17 protein-coding genes are annotated in these 17,131 nt (G+C 65.4%); 12 read left to right on the top strand and 5 right to left on the bottom strand.

Annotated features, from left to right (window positions below):
- Positions 1-269: 269 nt before the first annotated feature.
- From SE92_RS12665 to SE92_RS12650, 4 genes are all read left to right on the top strand, one after another.
- On the top strand, positions 270-635 hold the full coding sequence (locus SE92_RS12665) for a hypothetical protein (protein WP_063196003.1): 366 nt from the start codon (positions 270-272) through the stop codon (positions 633-635).
- 100 nt (positions 636-735) lie between these two features.
- Complete coding sequence (locus tag SE92_RS12660; RefSeq protein ID WP_063196002.1) at positions 736-1,128, top strand: FixH family protein; 393 nt, start codon at positions 736-738, stop codon at positions 1,126-1,128.
- 79 nt (positions 1,129-1,207) lie between these two features.
- On the top strand, positions 1,208-2,626 hold the full coding sequence (locus SE92_RS12655; RefSeq protein WP_063196001.1) for an efflux RND transporter periplasmic adaptor subunit: 1,419 nt from the start codon (positions 1,208-1,210) through the stop codon (positions 2,624-2,626).
- Positions 2,623-5,811, top strand: a complete 3,189-nt coding sequence (locus SE92_RS12650) for an efflux RND transporter permease subunit (protein ID WP_063196000.1) — start codon at positions 2,623-2,625, stop codon at positions 5,809-5,811. The genes SE92_RS12655 and SE92_RS12650 overlap by 4 nt, the downstream gene beginning before the upstream one ends.
- Before the next feature lie 58 nt (positions 5,812-5,869).
- Here SE92_RS12650 and arsC read toward each other — a convergent pair whose 3' ends face one another.
- From arsC to SE92_RS12630, 4 genes are read right to left on the bottom strand one after another with little or no spacing between them, the layout of a single operon-like run.
- The gene (gene arsC, locus SE92_RS12645) at positions 5,870-6,271 is read right to left on the bottom strand and encodes an arsenate reductase (glutaredoxin) (protein ID WP_063195999.1); all 402 of its coding nucleotides are present in this window, start codon (positions 6,269-6,271) and stop codon (positions 5,870-5,872) included.
- Positions 6,272-6,288: 17 nt separating this feature from the next.
- Positions 6,289-7,344 carry an ACR3 family arsenite efflux transporter gene (arsB, locus tag SE92_RS12640; RefSeq protein WP_063195998.1) on the bottom strand — a complete coding sequence of 352 codons (1,056 nt, stop codon included), beginning with the start codon at positions 7,342-7,344 and terminating at the stop codon, positions 6,289-6,291.
- Positions 7,345-7,346: 2 nt separating this feature from the next.
- On the bottom strand, positions 7,347-7,874 hold the full coding sequence (locus SE92_RS12635; protein WP_063195997.1) for an arsenate reductase ArsC: 528 nt from the start codon (positions 7,872-7,874) through the stop codon (positions 7,347-7,349).
- Entirely contained in the window at positions 7,867-8,229 is a 363-nt protein-coding gene (locus SE92_RS12630; protein ID WP_063195996.1) for an ArsR/SmtB family transcription factor, read from the bottom strand. The genes SE92_RS12635 and SE92_RS12630 overlap by 8 nt, the downstream gene beginning before the upstream one ends.
- A 124-nt stretch (positions 8,230-8,353) precedes the next feature.
- Here SE92_RS12630 and SE92_RS12625 point away from each other — a divergent pair, with 124 nt between their 5' ends.
- Genes SE92_RS12625 through SE92_RS12610 form a run of 4 tightly spaced genes read left to right on the top strand, consistent with a single transcriptional unit; the run spans position 8,354 to position 12,492 of the window.
- Complete coding sequence (locus SE92_RS12625; protein WP_063203492.1) at positions 8,354-8,671, top strand: ArsR/SmtB family transcription factor; 318 nt, start codon at positions 8,354-8,356, stop codon at positions 8,669-8,671.
- A gap of 48 nt (positions 8,672-8,719) precedes the next feature.
- Positions 8,720-10,084 (top strand): NAD(P)-binding domain-containing protein, encoded by a 1,365-nt coding sequence (locus tag SE92_RS12620; protein WP_063195995.1) that lies wholly within the window; start codon positions 8,720-8,722, stop codon positions 10,082-10,084.
- Positions 10,069-11,268 carry an MFS transporter gene (locus SE92_RS12615; RefSeq protein WP_063195994.1) on the top strand — a complete coding sequence of 400 codons (1,200 nt, stop codon included), beginning with the start codon at positions 10,069-10,071 and terminating at the stop codon, positions 11,266-11,268. Before SE92_RS12620 ends, SE92_RS12615 begins: the two co-directional genes overlap by 16 nt.
- A 57-nt stretch (positions 11,269-11,325) precedes the next feature.
- A complete protein-coding gene (locus SE92_RS12610) occupies positions 11,326-12,492 on the top strand; it encodes an MFS transporter (protein WP_063195993.1) in 1,167 nt (388 codons plus the stop codon).
- On the opposite strand, the gene SE92_RS12605 is transcribed toward SE92_RS12610, so the two are convergent.
- Complete coding sequence (locus SE92_RS12605) at positions 12,489-13,289, bottom strand: IclR family transcriptional regulator (RefSeq protein ID WP_063195992.1); 801 nt, start codon at positions 13,287-13,289, stop codon at positions 12,489-12,491. The two genes, SE92_RS12610 and SE92_RS12605, sit on opposite strands and share 4 nt — an antisense overlap.
- Positions 13,290-13,466: 177 nt before the next feature.
- Between SE92_RS12605 and SE92_RS12600 the strand changes: the two genes are divergently transcribed.
- The 4 genes from SE92_RS12600 to SE92_RS12585 all read left to right on the top strand — a co-directional run bounded on the left by SE92_RS12600 (position 13,467) and on the right by SE92_RS12585 (position 17,108).
- On the top strand, positions 13,467-14,627 hold the full coding sequence (locus SE92_RS12600; protein WP_157095376.1) for an aminotransferase class V-fold PLP-dependent enzyme: 1,161 nt from the start codon (positions 13,467-13,469) through the stop codon (positions 14,625-14,627).
- Positions 14,628-14,647: 20 nt separating this feature from the next.
- Entirely contained in the window at positions 14,648-15,556 is a 909-nt protein-coding gene (locus SE92_RS12595) for an amino acid ABC transporter substrate-binding protein (RefSeq protein WP_157095374.1), read from the top strand.
- 65 nt (positions 15,557-15,621) lie between these two features.
- On the top strand, positions 15,622-16,416 hold the full coding sequence (locus SE92_RS12590) for an amino acid ABC transporter permease (RefSeq protein WP_063195989.1): 795 nt from the start codon (positions 15,622-15,624) through the stop codon (positions 16,414-16,416).
- Entirely contained in the window at positions 16,413-17,108 is a 696-nt protein-coding gene (locus SE92_RS12585) for an amino acid ABC transporter permease (RefSeq protein WP_063195988.1), read from the top strand. Before SE92_RS12590 ends, SE92_RS12585 begins: the two co-directional genes overlap by 4 nt.
- Positions 17,109-17,131 lie beyond the last annotated feature (23 nt).

Here is a 17,131-nt window from a genome sequence, read left to right as displayed (position 1 = left end):
ACCCCGAGCTGAGGCAGCGTCTGGAGACCGCCGTCGGCGGCGAGGTCCGCGGCAGCTCGCCGGAGGAGATGAAGACGTTGATCGAGACCGAGATCGCCAAATGGACCGGCGTGGTCGAGCGGGCGAAGATCCCGAAGATCTGAGCCGGGGAGGCGGCGGTGCGGGCCGGTCCCTCCCTCACGAATGCTTGATCCGGATCAACAAGCGCCGTTGGCATTGGTATATGGTATCGAGGAAGCGGTCCGTCTCCGAAAGGGAATTCGATATCGATGCGGTTCGTCCGTACCATCCTGGCATTTGCCATCGCCATCTCCTTGGCGATGCTGCCGGTTGGCGTGTCCGCATCAAGCCTTGCGATGTCGTCGGACGACACGCACGCGACCATGCAGATGGCCGTCGCCGCCGACATGTCGATGGATGATTGCTGCCCCGACATGAAGGCACCGGCTTCCAACACGGGCGGTTACAAATGTGGGATGGGCTTCTGCTGCGTCGGCGGGCTCGTTGCGCTCGATGACATCAGGCCCGTCGTCTTCGGGCATTTCGCCGTCGCGGCGAGCAAGATGACCCTCCCTGAGGATCAGGTCGTCTCTGTCAGCAGCAGCAGTCCTCCCTTCCGGCCTCCTCGAATCTGATCTCGCCAAGCCCAAAAACGCGTGCGGCATCCCCGCGCGCGAGGACTGACGTGCGCGCTTGCTGCGCCACGGCGAAAGATCAGATCATGAGGACAGCACAATGTTTGCCAAATTCAGCACAGCGGCGCTCGCCGCCACCCTTTCGCTTGCCGCTTCCGCCGCGATGGCGGGCGCCGGCGACTACGCCTTCGAGCCCGTCACCGCGCAAATGAAGAAGGGCGACGACGTCACGCTCTCGGTACGCCTCACCAACAAGCAGACCGGCAAGCCGGTGGCGGACGCCGTCATCTTCAATACCCGTGTCGACATGGCCCCGGACGGGATGGCCGAGATGGAATCTGCCGTCGCGCCGCTGCCGTCGCAGGAGCCGGGCGTCTACGCCTTCAGGACCGACCTGCCAATGGCCGGCCGTTACCAGGTCACGCTGTCGGCCAAGGTGCAGGGCGAGGCCGAGACCGTCACCGGCAAGGTGATCGTCACGGCGATCAAGTGAGCGTGCGGACGCCGCCCGCGGCGTCCGACCTTCCTCTTCCCATTCACATGGACGCGCGCTCGCCGCGCGAAGACACACCATGAAGACGCTGCGTCTCCTGACGATTCTCGCCCTCGGCGGTGGCCTCGCTGCGGGCGTGACCTGGTCCTCGAACGAGCGGAGCTGGTTCGTTCGTGCGGAAGTGACCCCGGCTGCGGTACCGGCGGACCGAACTCCGCTCTACTACCGCGATCCCAGCGGCGCGCCATTCTGGTCCGCTGCTCCGAAGAAGAATGACCACGGCCAGGACTATCTGCCGGTTTTCGACGACGATCGAGCCGCAGCCGCCCCGAAGCCGGCCCAGGCCGCGTCCTCGCGAAAGATCCTCTACTACCGCAATCCCATGGGCCTGCCCGACACCTCGCCGGTGCCGAAGAAGGATCCGATGGGGATGAACTATGTCCCAGTCTACGAAGGCGAGGAGGTCGACGACGGCACGGTAAAACTCTCGCCGGGCAAGATCCAGCGCACCGGCGTGAAATCCGAGCCGGTCGAACGGCGCGCGATCCACGTCGCGGTCAAGGCGCCCGGCACCATCCAGCTCGACGAGCGCCGCGTGTCGGTGATCGCGATGCGCGCCGAGAGTTTCGTGCAGAAGGTCGCTGACGTCACCACAGGCACGCGCGTGAAAGCGGGCCAGCCACTGATGGAGATCTACAGTTCCGCGGTCGCCTCCGCCGCGGCTGAATATCTCGCGACGATCACCTCTAAAACCACGGGAGGCGTCGAGGTGTACGGCCGCGGCTCACGGCAGCGGCTGGTCAATCTCGACGTCCCCGAGCAAGTCATCGCCGAGATGGAGCGGACGCGGGTCGCGCCCGTCACCGTGCATTGGTCGGCGCCGCGCGACGGCATCGTGCTCGAACGCAGCGCGATCGAAGGCATGCGCGCCAATCCCGGCGACGTGCTGTTTCGGATCGCGGACATCTCGCTGGTTTGGGCGCTGGTCGACGTCGCCGAGCGCGACCTCGGCAACGTTGCGGTCGGGCAGGGCGTCACGGTGCGCGCGCGCAGCTATCCCGACCGCGTATTCAGCGGCAGGATCGCCGTGGTCTATCCGCAGGTCAATCGCGACACCCGAACGGTGCGCGTTCGCATCGAGCTCGCCAACCCAGATGCAGCGCTGCTGCCTGACATGTATGTCGATGCCGACATCGACACGGCCGATCCCGCGCCCGTGCTGGCGATCCAGGACAGCTCGGTGCTCGACACCGGCACGCGCCAGGCCGTTCTCGTCGACAAGGGCGCGGGGCGCTTCGAGCCGCGCGAGGTGAAGCTTGGCCGCCGCGGCGGCGGCTATATCGAGGTGCGCGACGGACTCGCGGACGGCGAGGCAGTGGTCACCTCCGCCAACTTCCTGATCGATGCGGAAAGCAATCTGAAGGCCGCGCTCAAGGGCTTTGCGGAAGGAGCGCCGCCGGCGTCCGAACCCGGCCATGCCGCGGGAGAGCACAAATGATCGCCCGCATCATTGCCTGGTCGGCGCGCAATTTGCTGTTGGTGCTGTTCGGTACCGGTTTTGCGGCCGCGGCCGGCTTCTACGCGCTGATCCATCTGCCGCTCGATGCGATCCCGGATCTCTCGGACACCCAGGTCATCGTCTACACCGAATATCCCGGCCAGGCGCCGCAGGTGATCGAGGACCAGGTCACCTATCCCCTGACCACGGCGATGCTGACCGTGCCGAAGTCGAAGGTCGTGCGCGGCTTCTCGTTCTTCGGCGTGTCGTTCGTCTACGTGATCTTCGAGGACGGCACCGACATCTACTGGGCGCGCTCGCGCGTCCTGGAGTTTTTGAACGGCGCGGCGTCGCGGCTGCCCGCCGGCGTCAGCCCGACCATCGGGCCCGATGCGACCGGCGTCGGCTGGGTCTACCAGTACGCGGTGGTATCGAAAGAGTTGAATCTGGCGGACACCCGCACGATCCAGGACTGGAACCTGAAGTTCGCGCTGGCCAAGGCCGAAGGCGTCGCCGAGGTCGCCGGCATCGGCGGCTTCGTCAAGCAGTACAACGTGGTGCTCGATCCGCAGCGGATGCGCGACCGCGGCATCAGCATGCAGAAGATCCGTGACGCGATCCGCGCCAGCAACGCCGATGTCGGCGGGCGCACCGTCGAGCTCGCCGAGTTCGAATACGTCATCCGCGGCAAGGGCTACATCAAGAGCATCAACGATCTCGGCAACATCGTGCTGAAGACCTCTGGCGGCACGCCGGTGCTGCTCCGCGACGTCGCCCATGTCGAGCTCGGGCCGGACGAGCGCCGGGGCATCACCGAGCTGAACGGCGAGGGCGAGGTCGCAAGCGGCATCGTGCTGCAGCGCTTCGGCGTCAACGCCCTTGACGTCATCGAGAACGTCAAGAAGCGCTTCAAGGAGATCGCGAGCAGCCTGCCGAAATCGGTCGAGATCGTTCCGGTCTATGACCGCTCCAGCCTGATCTACGCGGCCATCGACACGCTCAAGCACACGCTGTTCGAGGAGAGCGTCGTCGTCGCGTTGGTCTGTATCGTGTTTCTGCTCCACGTCCGCAGCGCGCTGGTCGCGATCCTGATGCTGCCGGTCGGCGTGCTGATGGCGTTCGGCGCCATGAAGCTGCTCGGCCTCGGCTCGAACATCATGAGCCTGGGCGGCATCGCGATTGCGATCGGCGCCATGGTGGATGCCGCCATCGTCATGATCGAGAACGCCCACAAGCATCTCGAACGCGCCGAGCCCGGCCAATCGCGTGTGCAGATCCTGATCGATGCGGCGTCCGAAGTCGGTCCTGCGCTGTTCTTCAGCCTCTTGATCATCACCGTGTCGTTCATGCCGATCTTCACGCTGGAATCGCAGGAGGGGCGGCTGTTCAGCCCGCTCGCCTTCACCAAGACGTTCTCGATGGCGGCGGCGGCTCTGTTGTCCGTGACGCTCGTGCCGGCGCTGATGGTGATCTTCGTGCGCGGCAAAATCGTGCCGGAGAGCAGGAACGTCATCAATCGATTCCTGATCTGGATCTACCGGCCCGTGATCAAGGGCGTGCTGCGCGCCAAGATGGCGGTGATCCTCGCCTCGGTCGCCATTCTCGCCGTCACCGCATGGCCGGCTAGCCGGCTCGGCACCGAGTTCATGCCGACGTTGAACGAGGGCACGCTGCTCTACATGCCGACCACGCTGCCCGGCATTTCCGTCACCAAGGCGGCCGAGCTGATGCAGACCCAGGACCGCATCATCAAGTCGTTCCCCGAAGTCGCCTCGGTCTATGGCAAGGCGGGGCGGGCCGCGACCGCGACCGACCCGGCGCCAACCGAGATGTTCGAGACGGTGGTCAACCTGAAGCCGAAGGAGCAATGGCGTCCGGAGGTCACCGTCGACAGCCTGATCGCTGAGATGGACAAGGCGCTGCAGTTTCCCGGCGTCTCCAACGCCTGGACCATGCCGATCAAGGCGCGCATCGACATGCTCTCCACCGGCATCCGCACGCCTGTCGGCGTCAAGGTCATGGGCACCGATCTCGTCGAGATCGACCGCCTGGCGCGGCAGGTCGAACGCGTGATCAAGACGGTTCCGGGCACGTCATCGGCCTATGCCGAGCGCGGCATCGGCGGCTATTATCTCGAGATCGTGCCGGACCGCGAGGCGCTCGCCCGCTACGGCATCCTGATCCAGGACGTGCAGGACACCATCGCCGCCGCGCTCGGCGGCCAGACGGTGACGACGACCGTGGAGGGCCGGCAGCGCTTCACCGTGAACATGCGCTACCCGCGCGACCTCCGCGACAATCCCAAGGCGATCGCCAGCGATATCCTGGTGCCGATGCCGGCGGGCGGCGCGGTGCCGCTCGGCGAGGTCGCCAAGGTCGAGCCGGCGCGCGGTCCGACCTCGATCCGCACCGAGAACGGCCAGCTCGCGACCTACATCTATGTCGACATCCGCGACCGCGACATCGGCAGCTACGTCGCTGACGCGCAACGCGCGGTGACGGAGAGCATTCAGTTCCCGGCAGGCACCTACGTGGTCTGGAGCGGCCAGTACGAATATCTGCAGCGCGCGGCGGCGCGGCTCAAGATCGTCGTTCCCGTGACGCTCACGATCATCTTCCTGCTGCTGTACCTGAACTTCAGGGCGATGACCGAGACGCTGATCGTGATGCTGTCGCTGCCGTTCGCGCTGGTCGGCGGCATCTGGATGATGTGGTGGTTCGGCTTCAACCTGTCGGTCGCGGTCGCTGTCGGCTTCATCGCGCTCGCCGGTGTCGCCGCGGAGACTGGCGTCGTGATGCTGATCTATCTCGACCACGCACTGGCCGAGATGAAGGCAAGGCGCAACATCGAGGGCCGCGTCTTCACCCGACGCGATCTCCACGAGGCCATCATGGTGGGCGCCGTCGAGCGCGTCCGGCCCAAGATGATGACCGTGGTGGCCATCATGGCGGGCCTGCTGCCGATCATGTGGAGCACCGGAACGGGATCGGAGATCATGCAGCGCATCGCGCTGCCGATGATCGGCGGCATGATCTCATCGACGCTGCTGACCCTGATCGTGATCCCCGCGATCTTCGGGCTGGTGAAGGGGCGGGGACTGCCCGAGGGCGAGCAGCCGGCGCTCGCGGACGAGGCCGCCGTGGAAACGGTGAACGGCCTGCGCGCGTCGCAAGCGGCGGAGTAGCGTCGCGAGATGTCGTCCGCGAACGGAGCGCAGCACTGCGAGAGAAGACGATGTGGCCCTATCGCGCTTCCACCACTTCGCCGTCTTCCTTCACGAAACGGCCGACGGGATGATCGAGGAGATCGATGACCGCTTCCGATGGGCGGCACAAGCGTGTGCCCTTCGGCGTCACCACGATCGGACGGTTGATCAGGATGGGATGGGCGAGCATGTGGTCGATCAGCTCGTCGTCGGACCATTTGGGATCGTCGAGGCCGAGCTCCCTGTACGGTGTTCCCTTCTCGCGCAGCAGCGCGCGGACCGGAATGCCCAGCCCCGCGATCAGCTCCTTGAGCGTCTCCCGCGAGGGCGGCGTCTTCAGATACTCGACGACGACGGGCTCGACGCCGCTCTGCCGGATCATCGCCAGCGTATTGCGCGAGGTGCCGCAGGCGGGGTTGTGATAGATCGTGACGCTCATGATCGGTTCTCCGCGACTCACTGGCGCGCTTCCAGGGCCGTGGCAGCCTTGCCAGCGCCGGCTTCATACCAGCCCCGTGTCGCCTTGACGATGCGGACGACGGACAGCATCACGGGGACCTCGACCAGCACGCCGACCACGGTCGCGAGCGCAGCACCGGAGTCCAGGCCGAACAAGCTGATCGCGGCGGCGACCGCCAGCTCGAAGAAGTTGCTGGCGCCGATGAGGGCGGCTGGGGCGGCGACGCACCAGGCGACGCCAAATCGTCGGCTCAGCCAGTACGCCAGCCCCGCATTGAGATAGACCTGGACCAGGATCGGCACGGCGAGGATGGCAATGACGAGCGGCTGCCTGACGATCTGCTCTCCCTGGAATCCGAACAGCAGCACCAATGTGGCGAGCAGCGCAACCAGCGACAGGGGCTGCAGCATCCGCATGACGCGGTCGAAGCCGGCCACGCCGCTTCGCAGCAACGCTTTGCGCCAGAGCTGTGCGACGATCACGGGAACCACGATGTAAAGCAGGACGGAGAGCAGCAACGTCCCCCAGGGGACGGTGATCGATGCCACGCCGAGCAGCAGTCCCACCAGCGGCGCGAACAGGAACACCATGATCAAATCGTTCAGGGCGACCTGGCTCAGCGTGTAGTGCGGCTCGCCCTCGCACAGGTTCGACCACACGAACACCATCGCGGTGCAGGGCGCGGCCGCCAGCAGGATCAGGCCTGCGATATAGGAAGAGATCTGGCCGGCCGGCAGCAGCGGCGCGAAGAGGTGGCCGATGAAGAAGGAGCCGAGCAGCGCCATCGAGAACGGCTTCACGGCCCAATTGATGAAAAGGGTGACGCCGACGCCACGCCAGTGCTCCCGGACCTGACCGAGGGAGCCGAAGTCGATCTTCAGCAACATGGGCACGATCATGAGCCAGATCAGCACTGCGACCGGCAGGTTGACCTTGGCGACCTCGGCGGCTGCGACCGTGCCGAAGAAGCCGGGCATGACGTGCCCCAGGGCCACGCCGACGAGGATACAGAGCGCGACCCACAGAGTGAGGTATCGTTCGAAGATGCCCATCGTCACGCCACGTCGTTTCGGCTGGATGTCGCGCCGTCGGAGCGGCCGATCTCGCGCAGCCTGGTGCCGAGCGGAAGCTTGTCGATGCTCCTCAGCGGCAGGTTCACGAAGGTATCGATCCGATTCTTGAGATAGCGGAAGGCCGTGACGAACGCTGCCTGCCTCTCCAGCTCCGAACCTTCGGCCGCAGCGGGGTCTTCAATGCCCCAATGCGCCGTCATCGGCTGACCCGGCCAGATCGGGCACGACTCGCCGGCGGCGTTGTCGCAAACGGTGAAGACGAAATCCATCACGGGCGCGTCGGCGCCCGCAAACTCCAGCCAGCTCTTTGAGCGCATTCCGTCGCTCGGATAGTCCATGCTCTCGAGCGTGCGCAGCGCCAGCGGGTGAACTGCGCCTTTCGGCGTGCTGCCGGCGGAGAAGGACCGAAAGCGGCGGGCGCCGTCTTTGCGGAGGATCGATTCGGCGAGGATGGATCGGGCCGAATTGCCGGTACACAGGAACAACACGTTGTAGATCTGATCAGGCACGGCTTCGCTCCTTCCGTTTCGGCGAGCAGCAGGATTGCAGTGTCTCGACCACGGGGTTGCAGACTTCGGGGCGTCCGCCGCAGCAATCGCGCAGCAGGAAAACCGCGATGTCGCGGAATTCGTCGAGATTGGCGCGGTAGACGATCGAGCGGCTGTGCCGCTCGGACGAGACGAGGCGCGCCCGGCTCAGGATCGCCAGATGCGCGGAGAGCGTGTTCTGCGGGACCTCCAGCAGGCGGGCGAGATCGCCGGCGGCAAGTCCGTCGGGCTCGTGCCTGACCAGCGTCCGGAACGCTTCCAGGCGGGTCGGCTGGGCCAGGGCCGCGAGGGCGAGGACGGCTTCTTCATTTTCCATATATCCAGATTTATGGATTTAATGGAGAGGCGTCAACTTGAATCTCGTCCGCGGCCGCGCGATAATTCGAACATTCTAGAAATATGGTTTGACAGTCGGCGTGAACGGGCGCAACGTAGGCATCATGAAGATCGCCGACGCAGCAGCACGTCTGGAAGCCCTGGGTAATCAAACCCGGCTCCAGATCTATCGCGCCCTGGTTCGGGCCGGACACGCGGGCATGCCCGTCGGCCGCTTGCAGGAGAAGCTGAAGATCCCGGCGTCGACGCTGTCGCATCATATCAAGACCCTGGTTGCGGTCGGGCTCGTCAGCCAGGTCAGGGAATCCACGACGCTGATCTGCCACGCGAACTTCGACGCCATGCGGGGCTTGGTCGACTTCCTGGCGGCAGAGTGCTGTGCCGACGAAGTCGGATGCAAAGGTACGCAAACGGCGGCCTGATTTTTTTGCCGAGTTATTCCATGATTCTAGAAAGATGGGAGAAGCGGGATGAACGACAAGACGGTTGCGATCATCGGGGCAGGGCCGGTCGGCCTCGCGGCCGCCGCGCATGTGCTCGAGCGCGGCATGTCTCCCATCGTGCTCGAGGCCGGAGGTGAGGCTGCCCACGCGGTCCGCCAGTGGCAGCACGTGCAGCTTTTCTCGCCATGGGAATACAACGTCGACAAGGCGGCAGCGCGCCTGCTGGCGCCGACCGGATGGAATTCGCCGGACCCGCAATCCTATCCGACCGGCGGCGAGCTGATCGAGCGCTACCTCGCGCCGCTCGCGACGCGAACGCCGCTGCGCGAGACGATCCGGACCTCGAGCCGCGTCACCGCCATCAGCCGCGCCGGCTTCGACAAGGCGAAGACGAAGGGTCGGGAGCAGGCGCCGTTCGAGATCCGCTATCAGAACGGCAAGGGCCCGGAGGTGCTGCGCGCCGATGCCGTCATCGACGTGTCGGGCACGTGGTTCTCGCCCAATCCTGCCGGCAGCAACGGTCTGCCCGCGATCGGCGAGCGCGAGTGCGCGAGCCGCATCGCCTACGGCATGCCGGACGTGCGCGGCACAGATCGCGCCAGATATGCCGGGAAGACCGTCGCCGTGCTCGGTGCCGGCCATTCGGCGGTGGGCACGCTGATCGATCTTGCGCAGCTCGCCGAGGAAGTGCCCGGCACCAGGCCGGTCTGGCTCTTGCGCGGCACTGAACCGGCAAAGGCCTTTGGCGGCGGCAGCAATGACCAGCTTGCCGCGCGCTCTGAGCTCGGCTCGACCTTCGCTGCGCTGGTCGCGGCCGGCAAGATCGGGATCGAGACCGGGTTCGGCGTCACGCATGTGTCGGACGCCGAAGGCCGTCTCCGGATTTCGGCCGGCGCCTGCTGCGGCGCGCGCAGCGTGATTGCCGACGAGCTGGTCGTTGCGGCCGGATTCCGGCCCGATCTCTCGTTCCTGTCCGAGCTGCGCCTGCGTCTCGATCCCGCGATCGAAGCGCCGGTCGCGCTGGCGCCGCTGATCGATCCCAACGAGCACAGCTGCGGCACGGTCCGTCCGCACGGCGCGCGCGAGCTCGCGCATGACGAGCCGGGCTTCTACATCGCCGGCATGAAATCCTACGGCCGGGCGCCGACCTTCCTGATGATGACAGGCTACGAGCAGGTGCGCTCGATCGCCGCCGACATCGCCGGCGACAAGAAGGCTGCTGCTCGGGTCGAGCTGGTGCTGCCGGAGACCGGCGTCTGCACCCGCGGCGGCGTGGAGACGGCCGGTGCGGCGGGGTGCTGCGGCGGTCCGGCGAAGGAGGAGACGTCAGCCTGCTGCGCCGCCGATGAAACGGCCAAGAAGGAGGGCCGCGCCGGATGTGGCTGCTCGTGAGCAGCGTCGCTGCGGCCCGGACTGAGCGGCCGCTCGCCGTTGTTCTCGCTCTCGGCACCGCGCAGACCATTGCGTGGGCGTCGAGCTACTATCTTCCTGCCATCCTGGCGGCGCCGATTGCGAGCGATCTCGGTCTTGCGCCGACCCACGTGTTCGGTGCGCTGTCGGCCGCGCTCGTCATCTCCGGGTTGCTCGGCCCGCGCGTGGGGCATGCCATCGATACGTTCGGAGGGCGCAGCCTGCTTGCCACTTCGAATCTCGTCTTCGTGGCAGGTCTGCTCCTGCTGTCTGCGGCACATGGCGTGGTGGTGCTGATCGCAGCTTGGGTGTTGCTCGGGATCGGCATGGGGATGGGCCTGTATGAAGCAGCCTTCGCGACGCTTGCGCGCATCTATGGTGCCGATGCGCGACGATCGATCACCGGCATTACCCTGATCGCCGGTTTCGCCAGCACGCTCGGCTGGCCGCTTACGACGTGGCTGGCTTCGGAATATGGCTGGCGCGCGGCTTGCCAGGTGTGGGCGGCGATCCATATCTGTCTGGCATTTCCGCTCAATCTGTCGCTGCCGCGCGCCATTCCATTGGATCAGCAGCCTCGGCCGGATCCGGGCGCGAGCCAGAGATCCTGCCGGCAGAGCGAGACCTTCGCGATGGTGCTGCTGGCTTACATGTTCGCCGCGGCAAGCTTCGTCAGTTCGGGTGTCTCGGCAATTCTGCCGACCATGCTGGTTGCGTTCGGCGCGACCCCGGCGCAGGCCCTGCTCGCAGGAGCATTGGTCGGGCCGGCACAGGTCGGCGCCCGCCTTCTGGAAGCAGGATGGCTCGGCCGGTTTCATCCGCTGTTGTCGGCAAGGCTGGCCATGCTCATGAATCCGATCGGTGTGGTTGCATTGATCTTGGGTGGTCCCTTCCTCGCATCGACCTTCGCGGTGCTGTATGGCGCAGGCAACGGCATCATCACCATTGCCCGCGGTACGCTTCCCCTGGCACTGTTCGGACCATCAGGGTTCGGCAGGCGTGTCGGCATGATCTCGCTGCCCTCGCGGGTCACGGGCGCGCTCGCACCGCTCGCACTCGGGATGATGGTGGAGCATTTTGGCAGTAGCGCGCTATGGATCAGCGCACTGGCCTCGATCTCCGCGTTTTTCGCGCTGCTGATGCTGCGCACTGACCAGACGAGATAGGATCGACGGGAGGAGGGAAGCATTCGGAGCTTGAGCGGGGGGCCGCTGATTGCGGTGATGTGTGTCGGCCAGCTCGGCAATCTGCTGCCGCACGTGACGCTGTCCGCGAACCTGGCGCAGCATCTGATGCCGGCGTGGGGGCTGTCCGCCGCCGAAGGCGGGCTGATGGCAAGCGGCTACGCGTTCGGATACATGCTGGCCGTTCCGGTGCTGACGACGCTGACCGATCGCATCGACGCGCGGATCGTGCTGCTGTGCGGCTCCATCGTCAGCGGTCTCGCGACCCTGGCGTTCGGCATCTTCGCCGACGGGTTCTGGTCGGGCACCCTCATCTGGTCGCTCGCGGGGTTGGGCTTTGCCGGCGCCTACATGCCGGGGCTGAAGGCGTTGACTGACCGATTGCCGGCCGGCGACACCTCGCGTGCGGTGACGCTGTACACTTCGAGCTTCTCGGTCGGCGTCGGCCTGTCGTTCCTGGTTGCGCAAGTCCTCGCCGATCGCTGGGGTTGGCGGACCGCATTCTATGTCACCGGCGTCGGCCCGATCGCGATGGTGGCCGCGTGCTTTCTGATCGAGGAACGGCAGCCGGCGCCGAAGGCCGGACGTCTTCTGAACTTCGCACCCGTCTTCGCCAATCGCGAGGCGCTCGGCTACATCCTCGGTTACGGCGCCCACTGCTTCGAGCTCTATGGCATCCGCACCTGGCTGGTCGGGTTCTGGACCTTCGTCGTTGCGCATCAAGGCGCGCCGTCCTGGATGACGCCCGTGCTGATGAGCTTCTGCTTCGCCGTGATCTCGATGCCCGCCAGCATCCTCGGCAACGAGGCCGCTTTGAAGTTCGGACGGCACCGCGCGATCACGGTCGTGATGATCGCGTCGGCTTGCGTCGCGCTCGTGATCGGCTTCAACGCAACGGCCCCTTCATGGGTGCTCGCGCTGCTGCTGATGATCTACGGCCTGACGGTGCCGGCGGATTCGGGTGCGCTGACCGCAGGCATGTCTGCTGCGGCCGTCTCCGAGCATCGCGGTGCAACCTTGGCCCTGCACTCGACGGTCGGCTTCGGCCTGTCGGCGCTCGGCGCCTGGGGCACCGGCGTTGCGCTCGACATCGCCGGCGGCACACAAAGCGCGAGCGGCTGGCTGCTGGTGTTCATCGTGCTGGCGGCCGGAATCGCGCTGGGTCCGTTGGCGCTGCTCTGGGCGCGGCGGGCGATGCAGGACTAGAACTTCTCAGATCCATCGCCCGCAGCGTCCTCGTCAGCCTGGAGGATGGTTTCCGACAGCAGCGCGGCGGCTTTCTGAAGAGGCGCGATGAAGCGGTCCAGCTCGGCGAAGCTCACGCGGGCGACGGGAAGGGAGACGCCGAGACAGGCGATCAGTTCGCGGTCCGGAGACAGGATGGGGACGGCGCAGCCGACCACCCCTCGCACATATTCTTCGTTGGTCTTGGCCCAGCCGCGCTTGCGGGTCTCGTCGAGAACCTTCATCAGACCATCGACATCGACGATGGTAGTCTCCGTGTACTTGGTGAGTACAAGTGCACGGCACAGCTTCTCGCGCGCCCGCTCCGGCAACCGGCTCATATAGATCTTGCCGGTCGAGGTGCAGTGGAGCGGCGCCGCCTGGCCCGGATTGAATTGCAGCCCCTGCGGTTGCGACACGCGGACACTGTCGACATAGGCCACGACATTGTCCCGCACCACGCCGATCTCGCATTGCTCGCCGATCTCGGCCGCGACAGCGCGCAGCACGGCGTGCCGGCGCGCGGTGCGGAAGGCCGCGCCGATGACCTTGGCCGACAGCGTGACCAGTTGATTGCCGACCACGTAGCGCTTGGTCCCCAGCGCCTTCTGCAGAAGCCCGCGCTGCTCGAGATTGCCGATCAGGCGATGCGCGGTCGGCAGCGGGAGGGCCAGCGCGCTGGCGATTTCAGCGACCGAGACCGCTCTGACCTGGCCGGCGACGTGGCCCACGATGGCGAAGGCCCGGTCGAGCGGTCCATCGGCATTGATATCCGGCATCTGTCCTCCCTCGGCGACGTATTACGTAATTATCATTTTTCGGAATAAATACTATTGAAATATGAAAATTAGTCTCGACCGCTCGTCCGCATTGCTCATATCGTTGGCGTTGCCGACAAATGATCGGGATTTGTGCAGTGCGTCCACAGCTCCGGGCGCGCTCATCGGGAGAACGGGATGTCTCGCCATTACGACGTCGATGCCGTGCGGAAGGAATTTCCGGCCGTCGGGCGTATCACCTATCTCGACTCCGGCTTCCAGACCCCGCTCGCGCGGCCGGTCAAGGCGGCGATCGATCTTTTCCTCCGCGAGGGTCTTGAGACGGCCGGCCCGAAAAGCGTCTGGCTCGACCGGGTCGAGCAGACCCGCGAGAAGCTGGCGCGGTTTCTCGGCGTGACGGGCGATGAGATCGCCTTTACCAAGAACACCTCGGAAAGCATGAACATCGCCGCCAACGCGCTGCCGCTGCGCGCCGGCGACAAGGTGCTGATGATCCACGGCGATCATCCCAACAACGCCTATGCGTTCCTCAATCTCAGGCGCAAGGGCGTCACGGTCGATTTTGCGCCGATGACGGAGGTCGTGAACGCAGACAGCCTTCGTCCGCATATTGGCGAGAAGACCCGGGCGATCTCGATGTCGCAGGTGACCTTCCACGCCGGTCATCGTTTCGACGTCGACAGCGTCGGCGCGCTCTGCGCGGAGAAGGGGCTCTATTTCGTCGTCGACGTGATGCAGGCGATCGGCGTCGTGCCGATCGATGCGAGAGCGATGCGCGCGACCTTCATCGGGTCGGGCAGCCACAAGGGCCTGCTCGTGCCGCAGGGGCTGGGCCTGCTGGTCTGGGACAAGTCGAGGACCGAGCTCGCGCCTGCCTATCTCGCCGCCGCCGGCCTGGCGGAGGTTCCGGCCGATCTGATCGCCCGGCCCGACAAACTGGAGCTCGCCGCCAGCGCGCGCCGCTTCGAGCTCGGCAACTTCAATCTTCCGGCGATCCATGCGCTCGGCGCCTCGCTCGACATGATCGAAGCCCTGGGCGTGCAGAACATTCAGAACCATTGTCTCGATCTCGGCGATCATCTCATCGCTGGCCTCGACGCGCTGGATATCCGCCTCGTCGGTCCCCGCGAGCGGCGGCACCGCGCGCCGCACATCTACGTCATCGCGCTGCCTGCCTCCGAATGGCTCGGCCATTTCGAAGAGAACGGCATTCGCGTATCGCCCGAGCGCGACGGCATTCGCGTGTCGTTCGGGATGTTCAACGATTTCGCCGACGTCGATCGCCTGATCGACATCATCAAGCGGCGCGGCGTGAAGCCGTCATTCAGGGCCGCCTAGACTGTTTATTCAGAGGGGAGATGCACATGACTGGTTTTGCGCGTGTCTGGGGCGTTCTGTCCGGCCTTGCGGCCGCTACCGCCTTCGCTGCGCCGTCGATCGCGGCCGACAGTCCCACGCTCGCCAGGATCAAGTCGAGCGGGGCCGTCACCATCGGTCATCGCGAGGCGTCCATTCCGTTCTCCTATCTCGGTCCCGATCAAAAGCCGATCGGCTTCTCGATGGACCTCTGCGCGGCGATCGTCGAGAGGGTCAGGACGGAGCTGAACCTGCCCAATCTCGCCGTCAAATATACGCCGGTGAACTCGTCCAACCGGATCCCGCTCATTCAAAGCGGCACCATCGACATCGAGTGCGGCGGCACGGCGAACGACAGGAAGCGGCAGGAGCAGGTCTCGTTCTCGGTCGCCACCTTCGTCAGCCAGCCGCGCTGGCTGGTCAAGGCGGATAGCGGCCTGAAGACGGCGGGCGATCTCAAGGGCAAGACCATCGTCGTGACCCAGGGCTCCAATGCCGTCGGCTTCGCGCAAGGCGTAAACGCGAAGGAGCAACTCGGCTTCAATATCGTCCAGGCGAAAGACCACGCCGAATCCTTCCTGATGCTGAATACCGGCCGCGCGGCCGCCTTCATGGAAGACGATATCCTTCTCGCCGGCCTCAAGGCCGCGGCTCCGAAACCGGATGCGCTGATCTTTCTCCCCGAGGGCTACGCCAAGATCTATTATGGCTTGATGTTCACGAAGGGCGATGCGCCCTTCAAGGCGCTCGTCGACGACGTTCTGTCGAAGCAGATGGCCTCGGGCCAGTTTGAAAAGACTTACGCCAAATGGTTCACGCGGGCGATCCCGCACAAGGGCGAGAACCTCGCTTTCCCGCTGACGGACGAACTGCAGCAGCGGATCGCCCATCCCAGCGACGCGGTCGATTAGCCGGAGAACAGGAATGTCGGTCGCACGCTGATCCTCTCTCGCATCCGAAAGCTTCGAGGTTGGCCATGTTCGCAGTGCTCTTTGAACCGACGGCGGATGGTCAGCGCTATATCGACTGGCTGTTGTCGGGCCTCGGCTGGACCCTGGCACTGGCGTTCTTCGGCTGGTGGATTGCCTTTGCGGTCGGGATCGTCGTCGGCATCGGCCGCACCGTGCAGAATCGGGCGTTCGCGGCGCTTGCGCGGCTCTATGTCGAGGTCTTCCGCAACATCCCGGTCCTGGTGCAGATGTTCCTCTGGTACTTCGTCCTGCCGGAGATCCTTCCCACGACGCTTGGAAACGCGATCAAGCAGATTCCGCCGCCCTGGGGATCGTTCTTTCCGGCGCTCATTTGCCTCGGGCTCTACACCGCTGCCCGGATCGCCGAGCAGGTCCGTGCAGGGATCGAGGCCCTGCCGAAAGGACAGACCGAGGCGGCGAGCGCGCTCGGGCTCAGCCCGTATCTGACCTATCGCCACATCATCGTGCCGCAGGCACTGCGCTTGATCGTGCCGAGCCTGACCAGCGAGGTGATGGGCATCTACAAGAACACCTCGGTCGCACTCACGATCGGGCTGATGGAGCTCACGGCCCAGGCGCGCCAGATCAGCGAAGCGACGTTCCAGACCTTCACCGCGTTCGGCGCTGCAACGCTGATCTACCTCGCGCTGGCGCTGATTGCGTATCAGGGGATGGCGTTGATCGACCGGGCCGTGCGCATCCCCGGCACGGCGCGGACAGACGATGATATCGCGCCGAACCTCGCCGAGGACATTCAACAGGCCGGCGCGTTGCCCGCGGGGATGGAGATCGCGAAATGAACAGCCTCGATTTCTCGATCGTTCTGCAGGCGTGGCCCTATCTCTGGTCCGGATTGCTGTTTTCGTTGGCGCTCACCGCGGTCGCCTTCGTGGTCGGCATGGTCCTCGGCACCTGCTTTGCGCTGTTGCAGCATTTCGAGGTGCCGGTGATCGCAAAGATCGTGCGCGGCTACATCGCGCTGGTCCGCTCGATCCCGCTGATCCTCGTCCTGTTCTGGTTCTTCTTCCTGGTGCCGATCGTGCTTGGCCATCTCAGCGGAAGCGGGCGGCCGGTCCCGATCGGCGCCACCTGGACGGCCTTCATCACCTTCGGCCTGTTCGAGGCGGCCTATTATTCGGAGATCATCCGCGTCGGCCTGCGCGCCGTGAACCGCGGGCAGTTCGAGGCGTGCCAGGCGCTCGCATTGTCCACCTTCGAGACCTATCGCAGCGTGATCATGCCGCAGGTGCTCCGCGTGGCGAGCCCGATCATCCTGAGCCAGACCATCATCCTGTTCCAGGACACCTCGCTGGTCTACGTGCTCTCGCTCACCGATCTGCTCGGCGCAGCCTCGAAGCTGGCGCAGCTCAATGGCCGCCTCGTCGAGATGTATCTCGTGATCGTCGTGGTCTACCTCGCGATCAGCTCGGCGGCCTCGCAAGGTGTTGCGCTGCTGCGCAAGCGCTATGCGATCGCCGGAGCGCGTCGATAGGCAATCGGATGAGACATCCTGCT

This window comes from Bradyrhizobium sp. AT1 (assembly GCF_001590795.1).
Classification (GTDB): Bacteria; Pseudomonadota; Alphaproteobacteria; order Rhizobiales; family Xanthobacteraceae; genus Bradyrhizobium.
Note: the sequence above shows the minus strand (reverse complement) of the source record. Positions and strands in the feature narration are given on the sequence as shown.

Excerpts from the sequence above, each read along its gene's own strand:
- SE92_RS12665 (WP_063196003.1), top strand. The coding sequence starts at position 270 with ATGCGGTTCGTCCGTACCATCCTGGCATTTGCCATCGCCATCTCCTTG.
- SE92_RS12660 (WP_063196002.1), top strand. The coding sequence starts at position 736 with ATGTTTGCCAAATTCAGCACAGCGGCGCTCGCCGCCACCCTTTCGCTT.
- SE92_RS12655 (WP_063196001.1), top strand. The coding sequence starts at position 1,208 with ATGAAGACGCTGCGTCTCCTGACGATTCTCGCCCTCGGCGGTGGCCTC.
- SE92_RS12650 (WP_063196000.1), top strand. The coding sequence starts at position 2,623 with ATGATCGCCCGCATCATTGCCTGGTCGGCGCGCAATTTGCTGTTGGTG.
- arsC (WP_063195999.1), bottom strand. The coding sequence starts at position 6,271 with ATGAGCGTCACGATCTATCACAACCCCGCCTGCGGCACCTCGCGCAAT.
- arsB (WP_063195998.1), bottom strand. The coding sequence starts at position 7,344 with ATGGGCATCTTCGAACGATACCTCACTCTGTGGGTCGCGCTCTGTATC.
- SE92_RS12630 (WP_063195996.1), bottom strand. The coding sequence starts at position 8,229 with ATGGAAAATGAAGAAGCCGTCCTCGCCCTCGCGGCCCTGGCCCAGCCG.
- SE92_RS12625 (WP_063203492.1), top strand. The coding sequence starts at position 8,354 with ATGAAGATCGCCGACGCAGCAGCACGTCTGGAAGCCCTGGGTAATCAA.
- SE92_RS12620 (WP_063195995.1), top strand. The coding sequence starts at position 8,720 with ATGAACGACAAGACGGTTGCGATCATCGGGGCAGGGCCGGTCGGCCTC.
- SE92_RS12615 (WP_063195994.1), top strand. The coding sequence starts at position 10,069 with ATGTGGCTGCTCGTGAGCAGCGTCGCTGCGGCCCGGACTGAGCGGCCG.
- SE92_RS12610 (WP_063195993.1), top strand. The coding sequence starts at position 11,326 with ATGTGTGTCGGCCAGCTCGGCAATCTGCTGCCGCACGTGACGCTGTCC.
- SE92_RS12605 (WP_063195992.1), bottom strand. The coding sequence starts at position 13,289 with ATGCCGGATATCAATGCCGATGGACCGCTCGACCGGGCCTTCGCCATC.
- SE92_RS12600 (WP_157095376.1), top strand. The coding sequence starts at position 13,467 with ATGTCTCGCCATTACGACGTCGATGCCGTGCGGAAGGAATTTCCGGCC.
- SE92_RS12595 (WP_157095374.1), top strand. The coding sequence starts at position 14,648 with ATGCACATGACTGGTTTTGCGCGTGTCTGGGGCGTTCTGTCCGGCCTT.
- SE92_RS12590 (WP_063195989.1), top strand. The coding sequence starts at position 15,622 with ATGTTCGCAGTGCTCTTTGAACCGACGGCGGATGGTCAGCGCTATATC.
- SE92_RS12585 (WP_063195988.1), top strand. The coding sequence starts at position 16,413 with ATGAACAGCCTCGATTTCTCGATCGTTCTGCAGGCGTGGCCCTATCTC.